The organism is Streptomyces shenzhenensis (assembly GCF_003688995.1).
Taxonomy (GTDB): Bacteria; Actinomycetota; Actinomycetes; order Streptomycetales; family Streptomycetaceae; genus Streptomyces; species Streptomyces shenzhenensis_A.
Genome location: NZ_PENI01000014.1, coordinates 165,323 through 180,143, shown reverse-complemented (window position 1 = coordinate 180,143; position 14,821 = coordinate 165,323). Strand labels below are relative to the sequence as shown.

At 69.5% G+C, this 14,821-nt stretch carries 15 protein-coding genes and 1 pseudogene; 10 read left to right on the top strand and 6 right to left on the bottom strand.

Features of this window, described 5'->3' with window-relative positions:
- Positions 1 to 30: 30 nt before the first annotated feature.
- Complete coding sequence (locus tag CTZ28_RS22625; protein WP_121891487.1) at positions 31 to 1,707, bottom strand: PucR family transcriptional regulator; 1,677 nt, start codon at positions 1,705 to 1,707, stop codon at positions 31 to 33.
- Between the two features lie 62 nt (positions 1,708 to 1,769).
- A complete protein-coding gene (locus CTZ28_RS22620) occupies positions 1,770 to 2,837 on the bottom strand; it encodes a DUF917 domain-containing protein (protein ID WP_183154526.1) in 1,068 nt (355 codons plus the stop codon).
- A gap of 148 nt (positions 2,838 to 2,985) precedes the next feature.
- Here CTZ28_RS22620 and CTZ28_RS22615 point away from each other — a divergent pair, with 148 nt between their 5' ends.
- From CTZ28_RS22615 to CTZ28_RS22575, 9 genes are all read left to right on the top strand, one after another.
- Positions 2,986 to 4,236 (top strand): ABC transporter substrate-binding protein, encoded by a 1,251-nt coding sequence (locus tag CTZ28_RS22615; RefSeq protein ID WP_183154525.1) that lies wholly within the window; start codon positions 2,986 to 2,988, stop codon positions 4,234 to 4,236.
- Entirely contained in the window at positions 4,233 to 5,228 is a 996-nt protein-coding gene (locus CTZ28_RS22610; protein WP_121891484.1) for a carbohydrate ABC transporter permease, read from the top strand. Before CTZ28_RS22615 ends, CTZ28_RS22610 begins: the two co-directional genes overlap by 4 nt.
- A complete protein-coding gene (locus CTZ28_RS22605) occupies positions 5,212 to 6,075 on the top strand; it encodes a carbohydrate ABC transporter permease (protein ID WP_121891483.1) in 864 nt (287 codons plus the stop codon). The genes CTZ28_RS22610 and CTZ28_RS22605 overlap by 17 nt, the downstream gene beginning before the upstream one ends.
- A gap of 101 nt (positions 6,076 to 6,176) precedes the next feature.
- Positions 6,177 to 7,502 (top strand): alpha-L-fucosidase, encoded by a 1,326-nt coding sequence (locus tag CTZ28_RS22600; RefSeq protein WP_121891482.1) that lies wholly within the window; start codon positions 6,177 to 6,179, stop codon positions 7,500 to 7,502.
- Entirely contained in the window at positions 7,499 to 8,254 is a 756-nt protein-coding gene (locus CTZ28_RS22595; protein WP_121891481.1) for an aspartate/glutamate racemase family protein, read from the top strand. The genes CTZ28_RS22600 and CTZ28_RS22595 overlap by 4 nt, the downstream gene beginning before the upstream one ends.
- Positions 8,255 to 8,260: 6 nt before the next feature.
- The gene (locus tag CTZ28_RS22590) at positions 8,261 to 9,847 is read left to right on the top strand and encodes a hydantoinase/oxoprolinase N-terminal domain-containing protein (protein ID WP_121891480.1); all 1,587 of its coding nucleotides are present in this window, start codon (positions 8,261 to 8,263) and stop codon (positions 9,845 to 9,847) included.
- The gene (locus CTZ28_RS22585; RefSeq protein WP_121891479.1) at positions 9,844 to 10,950 is read left to right on the top strand and encodes a DUF917 domain-containing protein; all 1,107 of its coding nucleotides are present in this window, start codon (positions 9,844 to 9,846) and stop codon (positions 10,948 to 10,950) included. The genes CTZ28_RS22590 and CTZ28_RS22585 overlap by 4 nt, the downstream gene beginning before the upstream one ends.
- Before the next feature lie 92 nt (positions 10,951 to 11,042).
- Positions 11,043 to 11,285 (top strand): type II toxin-antitoxin system Phd/YefM family antitoxin, encoded by a 243-nt coding sequence (locus CTZ28_RS22580; RefSeq protein ID WP_121891520.1) that lies wholly within the window; start codon positions 11,043 to 11,045, stop codon positions 11,283 to 11,285.
- Positions 11,282 to 11,728, top strand: a complete 447-nt coding sequence (locus CTZ28_RS22575; RefSeq protein ID WP_121891478.1) for a PIN domain-containing protein — start codon at positions 11,282 to 11,284, stop codon at positions 11,726 to 11,728. Before CTZ28_RS22580 ends, CTZ28_RS22575 begins: the two co-directional genes overlap by 4 nt.
- 21 nt (positions 11,729 to 11,749) lie before the next feature.
- Here the strand turns inward: CTZ28_RS22575 and CTZ28_RS22570 are convergent, their stop codons facing one another.
- From CTZ28_RS22570 to CTZ28_RS22555, 4 genes and pseudogenes are all read right to left on the bottom strand, one after another.
- Positions 11,750 to 12,427, bottom strand: a complete 678-nt coding sequence (locus CTZ28_RS22570) for a dihydrofolate reductase family protein (RefSeq protein WP_121891477.1) — start codon at positions 12,425 to 12,427, stop codon at positions 11,750 to 11,752.
- Entirely contained in the window at positions 12,427 to 12,948 is a 522-nt protein-coding gene (locus CTZ28_RS22565; RefSeq protein WP_121891476.1) for an SRPBCC family protein, read from the bottom strand. The genes CTZ28_RS22570 and CTZ28_RS22565 overlap by 1 nt, the downstream gene beginning before the upstream one ends.
- On the bottom strand, positions 12,932 to 13,294 hold the full coding sequence (locus CTZ28_RS22560; RefSeq protein ID WP_121891475.1) for an ArsR/SmtB family transcription factor: 363 nt from the start codon (positions 13,292 to 13,294) through the stop codon (positions 12,932 to 12,934). The genes CTZ28_RS22565 and CTZ28_RS22560 overlap by 17 nt, the downstream gene beginning before the upstream one ends.
- 231 nt (positions 13,295 to 13,525) lie before the next feature.
- Positions 13,526 to 13,899: pseudogene (locus CTZ28_RS22555) on the bottom strand (hypothetical protein).
- Between the two features lie 147 nt (positions 13,900 to 14,046).
- Here CTZ28_RS22555 and CTZ28_RS22550 point away from each other — a divergent pair.
- Complete coding sequence (locus tag CTZ28_RS22550; RefSeq protein ID WP_183154524.1) at positions 14,047 to 14,811, top strand: siderophore-interacting protein; 765 nt, start codon at positions 14,047 to 14,049, stop codon at positions 14,809 to 14,811.
- The last annotated feature ends 10 nt before the right edge of the window (positions 14,812 to 14,821 follow it).

The following is a 14,821-nucleotide window of genomic DNA, read 5'->3' as shown; positions in this document are numbered from 1 at the left end:
GCGCCCAGCGCGTGGTGCTCCCGTTCAACCTCACATGCCGTCCGAGGGAGTTGGGAACGCGGGGTCGGCGAGGTGCAGTGCCACGGACAGTGCCATCTGGGTGGTGTGGTCCGTGAGGTTCGCGTTGAGGAGGCGTTCGATCCGTTCCAGGCGGTGGTGGACGGTGTTGCGATGAATGGCGAGGACCCGCGCGGTCGCGTTGCGTGAGCTGCCGGACTCGAGGTATGCCGCGAGGGTCGCCAGGAGCACCGGCGCACCGTCCAACGGGGCGAGCAGGTTCCCGGCTTCTCTGCGCAGCAGGGGATCGGCCTCCCAGAGGGCGAGAATCCGGTCGACCGCCTGACGCTCGCCGAGCCGTACGTGCGGCAGGGCGCTGTCGTTCTGCGGTAGCAGGGCGGCGCGGCGCGCCTCCTCCAGGGACGGGCCGAGTCCCTGCGCGCCGGAGTGCGGGGCGCCGATGCCCGCAGTCACCTGCACGCTGTCGTTGGATGCCTGATAGAACTCCAGGGCCTCGTTCACCTGGGCGGCCAACTGCTGCGGGGCGGGCAGAAGTGCGAGTTCGGGGGCGCTGACCCAGCAGGCGGCACCCCGTGGACGGGGTATCAGCGACGTGCACGGGATCTCGGCCTCGCGCAGCAGCAGATCCAGCTCCGTCAGCTCGGCGCTGGGCAGTTGGCCCGTCTCCTGGCAGTGCAGGTGGATCGCCAGGTGCCAGCTCTCCAGCGCCCAGCCGTGCTCGTCGGCGTCGGCCAGCAGGGCGTGCGGCAGTCCGATGGGGGAGTCGATCACCTGTTGCAGCATCGTCGACCACCGGAACCGCAACCGGTCGCTGGTGAGCAGGTCGTTGATGGCCCACGCGGACACCACGCTGCGTGCCGCGGCCAGCACGTCCAGGGCGATCCCGCGCCACAGTGGGCCGCCGCCGCGGTGCTGGACGACCAGGAGGAGATGCTGGTCGGACAGGCTCTCCGGCAGTGGTACGGGTGTGACGGCCGTGCTGCGGCCGTTCTCGATGGAGGTGTACGGGCTGATGGAGCGCCGGACCGGCAGCGGCCTGTAGAGCATGGGCGAGCCCGGCTCGGCCGGCATGGGCAGGGCCGCCTGGACGAGCCGGGAACCCGACTGGACCGCGGCGATACCGCCGGTGACGTCGGCGATGCTCTGCAGGATCTGGGCGAGGTCCTCCACCTGGGCGGTGAGCCGAGAGGTCAGCGCCCAGACGGCCTGGTGGTGGCGCAGCAGGGGCTGGGTGACGATGATCTCGATCCGGGCGATGACGCCGCTGCGCCGGGAGCCCACGACGGAGGCCACGGGCAGGGCGTAGCGTTCCGCCAGGGCCCGGGTCGAGGCCGCGAGACCGGTGGCGCCGAGCAGGACGAGCAGCGCCGCGTGCTGGTCGGCGCACAGCCGTACGGCGATGTCGGCGAGGTAGTCGGGCTCGGCGCGTCCGGGCAGGAGGTCGGTCTCGAACACCACGACCGCGGCTCGCAGGTCCGGCACGCCTGCCTCCTCGGAGTCGAGCCCGCGGGCGTGCCGCTGCACGGTCTCCGTGGAGAGCAGGACGACGCGCTCCGCGGGTGTGTCGGGCCGGGAATCGCTGAGCAGGGTGACGTCCTCGGCCCCGATCAGCGACAGGATGTCCGCGACGGTCACGGTCTGGACCTGCGGCGCGCGCGAGCCGTCGCGCGGAGCGGGGACGTCGGGCACGGTCGGTCTCTCCTGGAACGGTTGGTCACTGCGGGACGGGAGGGGGTTGGCGGGCTGGTGCTTCACTCCCGGGCCGGCCGGTCGCGGCGGTGGTCGCCCATCGCTGCCAGCACGCGTCCAGCGGGGGTGTACCAGGCCGGTGGTGCGGGCATCCGCAGGACCGCCACCGACAGGCCCGGCTGGACCTCGTCGAAGGTCAGTACCCGCCCGTGGCGCGTGTCGCAGACGGCGATGATGTCGGGCAGGTCGGCGACGACCCGACCGTCGACCAGGACCCTGCGGAACTCGGTGGTCGCGTCGATGCGCACGACGCTTCCGCCCGGCGCGGCGCCGAATCCGCGAGCGACGACGGTCGCGCCGTGCAACCCGCGGTCGACGGCGGCGATCGTGCCGGTGTGGACCAGTTCCACGCCGAGGTCCCGCAGCGCCGGGTCGGGCGGGCTCGATGGCTCGGGCCGGGCCAGCCAGGTGAGCAGGGCGGTGCCCAAGGCGATGCAGCGGGTGAACGAGCCCCTGACCAGGTGGTGCCGGTAGTGTTCTGCGGCCGCCGGGTACAGCGCCGTCGCTGCTCGTCCGCCGAGCGCGGGCAGGGCCTGACGGACGACGGTTTCGGCCTGGTCGTTGGGGAGCGCCCCGTTGAGTGTGATCGTATAACCGGCCGGGGACGCGCACACCATGGGCACCGCGGCCATGCCGCCCAGAGTGAGCGTGGTCTGGTGGATGCCGGGGAAGGCGCGGCCCATCGCGTCGCCGTCGACCAGCGGCACTGCCAGCCGGGCCGCGGCCGAGAGCGCGACCAGGGCGTTCTGCCCCCCGATCTCCAGGCAGACCAGCGCAGTGATCCGGCGGCCCAGGGCGCCCTCGAGTCCGGCGACGCTCGTCGGCAGTTCGTCACCCCCGAGTCTCTCGGTCCCGATCAGTGGGGCGCCGATCTGGGCGACGGCGCAGAGTGCCGCCGTCGCGTCCAGTTCCTCCACGCCCACCAGGGCGACCGGCCGTTCCGCGAGGGCGCGGGCGACCTGCGCGACGTTCTCCTCGGCGCGGCCCCCGCCGCCCGAGCCGAGGAACGCGGCACCGACGGCCAGCGCTCGCACGCTCTCGGGCGGCACGAGGGCGGAAGGGCGGCCCATCAGGGCCGGCCGCAGAGGGCTGACATGTGTGCATAGTAGATCCCCCCTCTGCTGTGCAATGTGCACGAGGTGCCGAAAAGGCAGGTCTAACTTGACCGCCATCCGTCAGCGGGACCGGACGACTCGACACCTTCAGAAGCGAGGGATCATGACGACAGGAACGAAGCACAAGCCGAAGCTTGCGGCCGTCGTCGCGACCGCGGCCGCGATGACGCTCGGCCTGAGCGGGTGCTCGTCGGACAGTGACACGTCCGGCAGTGGGAAGCAGAAGATCACGATGTTCATGTGGACCAGCTCGCAGGCCGAAGTCGCATCGTGGAAGTCGATCGCGAGCCTGGTGACGGACAAGTACCCCGACATCGAGGTCGGTTTCGAGACCGCCGACTGGTCGAACTACTGGACCAAGCTCGTAGCGGACGCCGGGAGCAGCTCCGCGCCCTGTGTCGTCGGCATCCAGAGCCTGAGACTGCCCGGCGTCAACGAGCTGTTGGCGCCGCTCGACGATGCCATGGGCGACAACGCGATCGAAGCCTCGGACTTCAACGAGTCGATCCTGAAGGCGATGCAGGTCGACGGCGTGCAGAAGGTGATCCCGTACGACTTCGGACCGCTGGTCATGTACTACAACGCCGACGCGTTCAAGAAGGCGGGGATAGACGCGCCGGAGAACGGCTGGACGGCCAAGGAATACGAGGAGATCATCGCGAAGCTGTCGACGGGCGGCAAGTACGGCACCGTCTTCGACGCCAACGCCGACTACACCCTGCCCTGGACGCTCAACCTCGGCGGTGTGCAGGCCACCGGCGAGTCCGGTGACCTCGACCTGACCAATGCCTCGTACCGCGGCGCCCTGAAGACGCTGGCCTCGTGGGTGAAGGCGGGCTACGCGCCGAAGCTGTCGGCCGCGTCCAGCAGTTCCGCGCTCGACCAGTTCCTCGCCGGGAACGCGATGACCACCATCGACGGCCCGTGGAACCTCATCAACGCCAACGAGACCGCGAAGTTCACCGTCGGCATCGCTCCGGTCCCCGGCGGCGACGGCGGCCAGAGCTCGGTGACCGAAGGCTCCGGCTTCGGCATCACGCAGTCGTGCAAGAACCAGGACGCCGCCGCCAAGGCCCTGTCGGTGATCACCGGCGCGGACGCGGCCGAGCAACTCGCCAAGGCCGGCCGCGCGTTCCCCGCACGTACGGTCGAGCAGACGTACTGGTTCAGCAACGTCGACGCAGCCTCCAAGACGGCCCTCCAGTACGCGGCGGAGCACACCCAGGCCCAGCGGACCACGAGCGAGTGGACCACCGTGGTGAACGGCTTCTCCAAGTACGGTGTCGAGGCGTTCAACGGCACCGGCTCGGTCGAGGACTTCACCAGCACCGTGCAGAAGGACGCCGCGGAATGACAGAGATCGGGAGTGCGTCCGCCCAGCCGGAGGGGCGCACTCACGATCATCCGGCCGGGCGTGCGGACAGCCGGGCCACCGTGGTGAGTTCCCGAGGGCGCCGGGCGCCCCGCCGGTCACGGGCGGACGGCCGCTCGGCGGCCGGCTTCCTCAGCCCGCTGGTGATCGGTTTCGGGGTCTTCACGGTGTTCCCGGTCGTCTACTCGCTGGTGATGAGCTTCTACGACTGGCCGGTGTTCGGGCAGCGGGCGTTCGTGGGGCTGCGGAACTACAGCGATCTGTTCGACAGCGACTCCTTCCGGCAGGTGGTCCGCAACACCCTGCTGATCGTGCTGGTCTACGTGCCGCTGAACATCGTGTGCTCCCTGACGCTGAGCATCTGGATCAGCGGCCGGATCCGGGGCCGCAACTGGTACCGGGTGCTGTTCTTCATCCCCGCGGTGACACCGGTCGTGGCCAACGCGCTCGTCTGGCAGCTGATGTTCCAGCCCGACGGCCTGGCACAGCAGTTGTGGGAGACGGTCCTGCCCGGACAGGCGCCGAACTTCCTGGGGGAGGGGAACTGGGCGATGGCCGTGGTCGTCCTGATGACCCTGTGGCAGGGAGTCGGTTACAACACCCTGATCTTCAGCGCCGCCCTGGACGCGATGCCGGCCGACGTGCTGGAGGCGGCGACGCTGGACGGGGCCACCGGCTGGCGGCGGCTGCGGACGATGGTCGTTCCGCTGATCTCGCCGAGCATCTTCTTCGCCCTGGTGATGACGCTGATCGGCGCGTTCCAGATCTTCTCCGAGCCGTTCATCCTGACCGGCGGCGGGCCGGGCAACGCGACAGAGACGCTGGTCACCTACCTGTTCCACACCGGGTTCAAGGAGTACGACATGGGGCTGGCCTCGGCGGTGGCCTGGATCGTCTTCGCGGGCATCCTGGTCGTCACCGCCGTCCAATTCACGCTGCAGAAACGGTGGGTGCACTATGACGGCGACAAGTAGTGCGCCGGGGGAGCGGCGTACCCGCTCCCGGCGATGGGGCGCGGTCGTGTCGCAGACGGCGTTGACCCTGGTGCTGCTCGCCTATCTGTTCCCGTTCATCTGGATGGTCACCAGCTCGCTCAAACCCAGCAGCGAGATCTTCGCCAACCCGCCCCGGCTCGTCGGCTCCAGCGTCGAATGGGGCAACTACTCCGAGATGCTCGACTACCTGCCCTTCGGCAGGCTCCTGCTCAACTCGGTGATCGTCGCCGCACTCGGCGCCACGCTCGCCGTGCTGGTGTCGGTGTGCGCGGCCTACGCCTTCGCCCGGCTCCGGTTCCGGGGCAGGAACCTGCTGTTCGTCCTGCTGCTCTCCACCCTCATGGTGCCGCAGGAGGTCGTGGTGATCCCGATGTTCACCATGATGCGCACGGCGGAACTCGACAACAGCTACCTGGCCCTGATCCTGCCGTGGGCGTTCACCGCGTTCGGGACCTTCCTGCTGCGGCAGTTCTTCCTGAACCTGCCCTACGAGATCGAGGAGGCCGCGTATCTGGACGGCCTGGGCCGGTTCAGAACGCTGTGGCGGATCGTCGTCCCGATGGCCAGGCCGGCGATCGCGGTGCTGTTCGTCTTCACCTTCCTGTCGTACTGGAACAGTTTCCTGTGGCCACTGATCATCGTGAACTCGCTGGACAAGGCGACGGTCCCGCTCGGTCTGCAGATGTTCATGGGCCAGAACGGCAACCAGTGGCACCTGATGATGGCCGCCGCGACGCTCTCGGTCCTGCCCGCCGTCCTGCTGCTGATCGTGCTGCGGCGTCAACTCGTCGCAGGAGTCGCCCTGGGCGGACTGGGCAACCGCTGACCGGATGCCGGCCGCCGACGTCCGCAACGGCGTCGGCACGGCTCTCGCCGCCGACGCCGGCACGACCGTACAAGGCACCCCGAGGAAAGAAGGACTGACACATGAGTGAGCTTGAGCCGGCGCGCCGCGAGGCGACGCTCGCGTGGGCTCGCCGCAACCGGCTGGGGATGTTCATCCACTGGGGGCTGTACTCCCTGGCCGCGCGGCACGAGTGGGTGAAGAACCACGAGCGGATGACCGATGAGCAGTACGACCGGTACGTCCGCCGGTTCGACCCGGACCTGTACGACCCGGCGGCGTGGGCGCGGGCGGCCAAGGCCGCGGGGATGAGCTACGCCGTGCTGACGACCAAGCATCACGACGGCTTCTGCCTGTGGCCGAGCGAACTCACCGACTACACGGTCGCGCACACGCCCTACGGGAAGGACATAGTCGGGCCGTACGCCGACGCCTTCCGTGCCGAGGGGCTCGGCGTCGGCCTGTACTTCTCGCTACTGGACTGGCACCACCCGGATTTCGCCGTCGACGGGTTCCACCCCCGGCGCGGCGACGCCGAGGCGATCGCACACAACGCCCGACGCGACCCGGAGCGCTACCGCCGCTTCCTGCACGGACAGATCCGCGAAGTCCTGTCCCGGTTCGGCCCCCTGGAGATCGGCTTCCTCGACTTCTCCTATCCGGACGGCTACCCCACCGACGAGGGCCCCGTGTGGGGCGGGAAGGGAGCCGAGGACTGGGGCTCCAAGGAGCTGTACCGGACGGTGCGCGAGCTCCAGCCCGACATGGTCCTCAACGACCGGCTCGACTTCACCGGCGACTTCGTCACCCCCGAGCAGTACCAGCCCTCGCGGCCCATGACCCTGGGCGGCGAGCCAGTGCCGTGGATCGCCTGCCAGACGATCAACGGGAGTTGGGGCTACGACCGCGACAACACCAACGACAAGTCCCCCGACCTTCTCGTGCGCATGCTCATCGACACGGTCTCCAAGGACGGCAGTCTCCTGCTCAACGTGGGGCCCGACGGCCGCGGGCGACTGGACCCGACGGCGACCCGGACCCTGCACGAGGTCGGGCAGTGGATGGCGCTGCACCGCCGCTCGATCGACGGCGCGGGAGCCAGCGTGCACCAGGCGCCGCCCGACTGCCGCTACACCCAGGTGGACAACCGGCTCTACGTCCATGTGTTCGCCTGGCCCTTCAGACACCTGCACTTGCAGGGCCTGGCCGGCAAGGTGACCTACGCCCAGTTCCTGCACGACGCCTCCGAGATCCGCTATGAGGTACTCGCCCCGGGGCAGGAGGCCAACATCCTCGTCCCCGCCGGAGAGGCACCGGGCACGCTGACCCTGCAACTCCCGGAACGCTGCCCCGACGTGGCTGTCCCGGTGATCGAGCTGTTCCTGGCCGAAGGAGAACGAGCAGCATGACGACGGCACACGAGCCGGTCATCGACGTACTGCGCCCGATCGTGTCCCAGGGCCTCGGCTCGGTGGAGACCGTACCGGTGCAGGGCGCACGGGTGAGACTCCGTCAGGTCACCACCGGGCCCGCCTCCATCGAGGGCGCGCTGGACGAGTCGCTGGCCGTGCCCGCACTCATCGCGCTCGCCCGGCAGAGCGAGGCCGAGGGCGCCTCGGCGGTGGTCGTCGACTGCATGGGCGACCCCGGTCTCGACGCCCTGCGGGAAGCCGTCGGCATCCCCGTCCTCGGGGCAGGCCACACCGCGATGCACATGGCCTCGCTGATCGGTGACTCCTTCACGGTGCTGGCCGTGCTGCCGAGGCTGGTGTCCCGGTTCCGCATCGCCGCGCGCACCTACGGCCTCGAGTCGTCGCTGGCCTCGGTGCGTTCGGTGGACATCCCGGTGCTCGCGTTGGACGGGGAGCAGGAGGAACTCGTGGCGCGGCGGCTCGCCGAGACGGGCGCGGCCGCGGTCCGCGAGGACGGCGCGCACGTCCTCGTCCTGGGCTGCACCGGGATGATCGGTATGACACGGCGGATGGAGCGGCTGCTGGCGGGCGCCGGGGTGGAGGGCGTCCCCGTGATCGACCCGGTGCCGTTGGCGGTCGGTGTTGCCCAGGCCCTGGTGCGGGTCGGGCTGAGCCACTCCAAGCGCTCGCATCCGGATCCCGAACTCAAGCCGGTGGTGGGCTATCCGTTCGCCACGACGCGGGGTTGAGGGCTCATGAGAATCGGCATCGACGTCGGCGGGACGAATACCGACGCGGTTCTGCTCGACGGCGACCGGCTGGTCGGCAGTGTCAAGCAGCCGACCAGCAAGGACGTCACCGGTGGAGTCGTCTCCGCACTGCGGTCGATCCTCGCCCAGGCGGGGGCGGGTCCCGGGCTGGTCGACGCGGTGATGATCGGCACCACGCAGTTCACCAACGCGGTCGTCTCACGGCGTCAGTTGGTGCCCACCGGGATCGTACGGCTGTGCCTGCCGTCCTCGACGGGTGTGCCGCCCATGGTGGACTGGCCGGAGGACCTGAGCAGGGCACTGGGCAACCATGCGTACATGGCGCACGGGGGCACCGAGTACGACGGCCGCCCGATCTCCCGGGTGCGGCCGGACGAACTGCGTGCCATCGGTGAGCGGCTCGCCGCCGACGGCGTGGAGGCGGTCGCGATCAGTTCGGTCTTCTCGCCGGTCTCCCACGAGATGGAGCTCCAGGCCGAGGAGATCCTGCGCGAGCAACTGCCCGGCGCGCGGTTCTCCCTGTCGCACCGCATCGGGCGGATCGGCCTGATCGAGCGGGAGAACGCCACCATCGTCAACGCCTCCCTGCTGGCCGTGGCCGAGCAGGTCACCGCCGCCCTGACGGACGCCCTGGCCGTGACCGGCATCACCGCTCCGGTCTACCTGTCGCAGAACGACGGAACGTTGATGGACGTGATGTACGCACGCAACTATCCAGTCGCCACGTTCGCCTCGGGTCCTACCAACTCGATGCGGGGCGCGGCCGTCCTGTCCGGGCTGCGGGACTGCGTGGTCGTGGACATCGGTGGGACGACCTCGGACATCGGCATGCTGATCAACTCCTTCCCGCGCCAGGCGGGCAGCGAGGTGGACATCGGCGGCGTACGGACGAACTTCCGGATGCCCGACGTCATCGCACTGGGCATCGGGGGCGGCTCCGTCGTCGACGCGGACGACCCCACCGCCATCGGGCCGGCGAGCGTCGGTTTCGAACTGACCTCGCGGGCCCGGGTGTTCGGCGGAGACACGCTCACCGCCACCGATGTGGCGGTGGCTGCACGGGCCGCCGACGTCGGCGACCGTTCCCTGGTCAAGGACCTGAGCCCGGCTTTCGTACGGGCTGCCATGGACCACATGGCCGTGCGCATCGGTCAGGTGGCCGACCTGATGCGCACCTCGCTGCAGCCGACGCCGGCGGTGCTCGTGGGAGGCGGGGCCATTCTGGTCGGATCGGAACTGCCCGGCTTCGACACCGTGGTCCGGCCGCCGAACGCGGGGGTGGCCAACGCGCTGGGCGCGGCGATCGCGCAGATCGGCGGCGAGGTGGACCGGATCTACAACGTCGGCGGGCGCAGCCGGGAGGACGTGCTCGAGTCCGCGAGGAACGAGGCCGTGGAACGGGCCGTGGCGGCCGGCGCGCGGCCCGGCTCGGTGGAGGTCGTGATGCTGGACGAGATCCCCATTTCCTATCTGCCCGGTGACTCGGTGCGGGTGCGTGCCAAGGCGGTCGGAGACCTCGACGTCACCGGCCTCGCACCCGCGGACGAGCGCCGGGCTGGAGAGAAGCGATGACGGCACCGGGAACGGACACGGGGACGAGCACCCTGTCGAGTGTGACGCGCGAGGACCTGAAGGACATCGCGACCGGGGCGGCGATCCTGGGCACCGGAGGCGGCGGTGACCCGTACGTCGGCCGGCTCCTGGCCGATGTGGCCCTCGCCCAGCACGGTCCGGTACGGATCACACCGCTTGGCGAACTGCCCGACGACGCCGTCGTCGTGGCCGTGGGCGTCATCGGGGCCCCGACGATCGGGCTGGAGAAGATCCAGGGTGCCGAGGAGGTCACCGACGCGGTGAAGGCGCTGGACGCCGCCCTGCCGCACCCGGTCACCCACATCGTGTGCACCGAGATCGGCGGAGGGAACTCGATGGTGCCGATCGTGGCCGCCGCCCGGCTGGGGCTTCCGCTGGTCGACGCCGACGGGATGGGTCGTGCCTTCCCGGAGCTGCAGATGCTCACGCCTGGCCTGCTCGGTATCTCGGCCACACCGCTGGGCCTGGCGGACGAGAAGGGCAACACGCTGGTGCTGCGTTCGCCGCAGAACGACTGGGCCGAGCACATCGCGCGCGCGGTGGCGGTGTCGATGGGCTGTACGGCTAGCTACGCGATGTATCCGATGGCGGGGGCCGACGCGCGTGCGGCGTACATTCCCGGCACGCTGTCCTGGGCGCACCGGCTCGGCCGTCTGCACCGGCGCAGTCGAAGCGATCACCGTGACGTCCCGGCCGTGATCGCCGCCGAACTGGACGGCAGGGTCGTCTTCAGGGGGAAGGTCACCGGTGTGGAACGACGTACTGTCGGCGGCTTTGTCCGCGGGCGTGCGGTCCTGGCCGGCGCGGGCGATCCGGCGGAGCGCTTCGAGATCGAATTCCAGAACGAGAATCTCGTCGCTCGGTACGACGGGCGGATCGTGGCCACGGTGCCGGACCTCATCTGTGTGGTCGAGTCGGACGGCGGGGCACCGATCACCACGGAGAACCTCGGTTACGGCATGCGGGCCTCCGTGCTGGTCGCGCCGTCCGACCCGCGCTGGCGCACCGAGCGGGGACTGTCCCTGGTCGGCCCGCGCTACTTCGGCTACGACCTCGACTACGTGCCGTTCGAACACCGGTGAACGCCCGGACCGCTGTGTGGCGCGCGCCCCGGGCGGAGCAGCGGTGCCCTCGCCGGTTTCCTCGCCCAGCATGCTGTAGTAACATGTACTACATGGAAGCCACGGCTCGAGAGTTCAACCAGAAGTCCTCGCAGATCCTTGCTGCAGCAGCGCGCGGGGAGACCGTCACCGTCACCAAGAACGGCGTCGCGGTGGCCCGGGTGGTGCCGATCGACGACGAAGACATCCCCCCGCACCCCACGGACCCCATGGGGGCGATCGACCTTCCCGACCTTGGTCTTCCCGACCTCACGGACGACGAGATCGAGGAGTCGCTCAGGGGAATGGGCGCCTGACCGTGATCGCGATTGCCGACACCAACGCCCTCTACCGCCTCCTCGATCCGAAGCTCACCGGCCATGGCACGCACAAGGAAGCTCTCGCCGCGGTCAGCCACCTCGTCATCTCCCCCATGGTCCTGGCCGAACTGGACTACCTGATCGCGACACGGGGCGGAGCCCGCAAAGCCCTCACCGCAGCACGGTTCATTGAGCGGAATACGGCCATGCGCCGCTTCGAGATCCCGCCCCTTGCCGCGCACCTGAGCACGGCGATCGCAGTCGCCGAAGGCTACGCCGATGCCGACCAGGGGAAAGGCGTCGGACTGACCGACGCTATGAACGTTGCCCTGGCCGCCGCTTACCGAACCGAGGTTCTGTTCACCACCGACCGGCACTTCCGCATGATCCGGCCCTTGACCGGGCACAAAGCATTCCGCCTTCTCCCCGACGACCTGTAACCCGACCAGCACGACAGAAGATCAGCCGCCTCGGGTGGGCTTCCTGACGGTGTAGGTCAGGTGGGTCACCCGGGATGATGCGTCCGTGCGGGTCTGGTCGAGGGCGAGGCGGGCAGGGTCCAAGCGGTCGAACAGGCGGATGCCGGTGCCGAACAGCACGGGCGCGAGGGTGATCGAGAACTCGTCGATCAGGCCGCTGTCGAGGTACTCCTGGATCGTCTCGGCACCGCCGGCGATGCGGACGTCGCGGTCGCCGGCGGCCTCGCGGGCCTGGTCCAGTGCGCTGGAGATGCCGTCGTTGACGAAGTGGAAGGTGGTGCCGCCCGGCCGCTCCCACGGGTCACGCCTGGTGTGGGTGACGACGAACACCGGGGTGTGGAACGGCGCCTCCTCCGGCCATGCCCGCTCGCCGGCGTCGAACATGTGCTTGCCCATGACGCTCACACCGGTGCGCTCGTACGTCGCCCGTGCGATGTCGTTGTCGAGTCCTTCCTCGCCGCCCTCGCCGAGCTTGAGATTCTCCCTGAACCACCGCTGCGGGAACGCCCACGCCTGCAGTTCCGACCACTTCGTCATCCAGCGCTGGACCCTCGGGTCGTTCTGACCTCCGGGCGAGAAGACGTCCTCGACGGGCACGGGCTCCGGCGCGATGAAGCCGTCGAGCGACATCGTCACGCTGAAGAACACCTTCCCGGCCATCAGCCATCCGCTCCCTTCGGTGTGGTCTCGTTGCAGGTGATTTCGGCGACGTAGACCGCCAGGTTGCGCAGCGTCTGCTCGCCGCCCTCGATCGCGTGGTATTTCTCCACCGCCTCGTCGCGCAGTTCCTTGGTGGGGAACACCGTGCGCATCACGATCCGGGTCTCCTCGCCGGCCGGCTCGAAGGTCAGGACCGACTCGAAGGCGTTGGGGTCGTCGCGGGACTCGCCGTGCACCAGCGCGATCCGCTCCGGCGGGACGATCTCGGTCCAGGTGATCCACTCCTGGTAGTCGGTCCCGTCCGGTCCGTGCATCACGAAGGCCCACTCCCCGCCCGCGCGGAACTCGAAGGACCGCGTCGTGGTGGTGAACCCTTCCGGTCCCCACCACCGAGACAAGTGCCGGACCTGCGTGAACGCCTCGAACACCAGCTCCCGTGGGGCACCGATGGCCCGGGAGATCACGATCTCGCGGTCCGTGGTCGTGCGGTCGGGCTCGCCGCCGCTACTGGTCGTCGTCATCCGGTGGTTCCTCCTGCCTTGCCTGTTTCAGATCGCGCACGTACTCGTCCAGCCGGTCGAAGGTCTCGCTCCAGAACCGTTCGAAGCCGCCCACCCACTCGTGGACCGGCCGCAGCCCGCTGGCGTCCAGGCCGTACAGCCGCTGCTTGCCCGCCCCGCGGACCCGCACGAGCCCGACCTCGCGGAGCACCCGCAGGTGCTTGGACGCCTGCGGCAGGGTCATCCCCAGGTCCCGCGCCAGTTCGGTCACGGGCCGCTCGCCGCCCCGCAGCAGCACCAGGATCTTCCGCCGCTGCGGTTCGGCGATCGCGTTGAACGCATCCGAGGTCGTCGCCGCTCGTGCCATGGCGTCATCATATGCCCATATAGGAAAGTGTCAACGTTGTGACCAACGACCGGCTCGGGCTGGTCCGGCTTGCCGTCGGCTGTGCGGTTCGTGCTCATGACCGGGGCACTGGTGGTTGGCGATGACCTGCTGGAGTCGGGCGAGCTGGGGTCGTCGATGTCGGGGGTGCGGCGACTGCTGCGTTCGCCAGTACTCAGCCGGCAGGCGGCGCGGGCGGGTCGAGGACGCAGGTCATGACCTGACCGGGGAAGACCCGCAGGGCGGGGTCCGTGAGTAGCGGCCGCGCAGATGGCGAGTGGCCATGGGCGCCAGTTCGTTCTCGAACGTCTCGACCGGGGTGGTCCGCGGGTAGGTCATGAGCTTGTGCGTGTTCGTCTCCACGGTGAACACGATCAACTCGGCCGCGGTGTCGAGGTCTTGTACGTGGACGTCGGGGTGGCGGGCGAGGAGGTCGCACACCTCGGCGATGCGGTTGGTGGTGCCGCGGCGTAGCCGTGCTCGGCGAAAACGTGAGCAGCCGCGGTGAGGGCGCGGTCGTGAGCGAGTTCCGGGCGCACCTGGCGGGGCTTGCGACGTGGCTGAAGACGGCGGTCGGCCGACGGCATCCGGGAGCCTCCTCAAGGCACGAAAAGCGAGTAGCCAAAGAGCTGAGCTATTACTCACAATAGTGCCATGACCTGCAAGAACAAGGCCGTGCCGGATGTGGGGGGCAGGCTGTGATCCCCAAGGTGTACCTGCCTGAGTCACGCACGATGATCACGTTGGAGGTGCGCCGCCGTGAGTTCCTCACACCGGGCTTCGCGAGCGTCACCCTGGGCGGCCCGGCCGTACGGGACCTGGTCGTCGCCGGCAACGACCAAGCGGTTCGCCTGTTCTTCCCACGCGAGGGACAGACCGCGTTGCGGATGCCGACCGTCTCGAACGAGGCATGGATCGCCCAGCTGATGCTGCTGCCGAAGTCGGTGCGCCCGTGGGTCCGCAACCTGACGATCCGGCGCGCGCGGCCCGCGGACGACGAGATCGACATCGAGTTCGCCGTGCACGGTGACTCGCCCATGTCGTCCTGGGTGCGCCGGGCCGAGCCGGGCGACCCGGCGGGGATCTTCGACATCGGCACCATGTACCGGCTGCCGGAGCACGCGGAGGGGCAGCTGCTGGTCGGCGACGAGACCGCACTGCCCGCCATCCTGTCGATCCTCGACGGAACACCGCCCTCATTGGCCACGGAGGTCTACCTGGAAGTGGCGGCCGCGGCCGACATCCGGTCCGTCGAGGCGCCCGCCGGCGCCCGCATCCACTGGTTCAGCCGCGACGACGAAGATCTGCGGCCCGGCACCTTGGCGCTGGACGCGGTGCGCCGCGCGTCGCTGCCGTCCGGCCGCTTCTACACATGGGTCGCGGGCGAGTCTCGGCTGGCCACGACGTTGCGGCGGCATCTGGTCAACGACCGTGGTGTGCCCAAGCGAGACATCTCGTTCTTCGGCTACTGGCGCCTGGGCCGGTCGACCCCCGGCTGAAAGGAATCCT

Bases quoted from the DNA above. Each gene is read 5' to 3' on its own strand.
- CTZ28_RS22620 (WP_183154526.1), bottom strand. From the start codon at position 2,837: ATGGGCCGCCCTTCCGCCCTCGTGCCGCCCGAGAGCGTGCGAGCGCTG.
- CTZ28_RS22615 (WP_183154525.1), top strand. From the start codon at position 2,986: ATGACGACAGGAACGAAGCACAAGCCGAAGCTTGCGGCCGTCGTCGCG.
- CTZ28_RS22610 (WP_121891484.1), top strand. From the start codon at position 4,233: ATGACAGAGATCGGGAGTGCGTCCGCCCAGCCGGAGGGGCGCACTCAC.
- CTZ28_RS22605 (WP_121891483.1), top strand. From the start codon at position 5,212: ATGACGGCGACAAGTAGTGCGCCGGGGGAGCGGCGTACCCGCTCCCGG.
- CTZ28_RS22600 (WP_121891482.1), top strand. From the start codon at position 6,177: ATGAGTGAGCTTGAGCCGGCGCGCCGCGAGGCGACGCTCGCGTGGGCT.
- CTZ28_RS22595 (WP_121891481.1), top strand. From the start codon at position 7,499: ATGACGACGGCACACGAGCCGGTCATCGACGTACTGCGCCCGATCGTG.
- CTZ28_RS22590 (WP_121891480.1), top strand. From the start codon at position 8,261: ATGAGAATCGGCATCGACGTCGGCGGGACGAATACCGACGCGGTTCTG.
- CTZ28_RS22585 (WP_121891479.1), top strand. From the start codon at position 9,844: ATGACGGCACCGGGAACGGACACGGGGACGAGCACCCTGTCGAGTGTG.
- CTZ28_RS22580 (WP_121891520.1), top strand. From the start codon at position 11,043: ATGGAAGCCACGGCTCGAGAGTTCAACCAGAAGTCCTCGCAGATCCTT.
- CTZ28_RS22570 (WP_121891477.1), bottom strand. From the start codon at position 12,427: ATGGCCGGGAAGGTGTTCTTCAGCGTGACGATGTCGCTCGACGGCTTC.
- CTZ28_RS22565 (WP_121891476.1), bottom strand. From the start codon at position 12,948: ATGACGACGACCAGTAGCGGCGGCGAGCCCGACCGCACGACCACGGAC.
- CTZ28_RS22560 (WP_121891475.1), bottom strand. From the start codon at position 13,294: ATGGCACGAGCGGCGACGACCTCGGATGCGTTCAACGCGATCGCCGAA.
- CTZ28_RS22550 (WP_183154524.1), top strand. From the start codon at position 14,047: ATGATCACGTTGGAGGTGCGCCGCCGTGAGTTCCTCACACCGGGCTTC.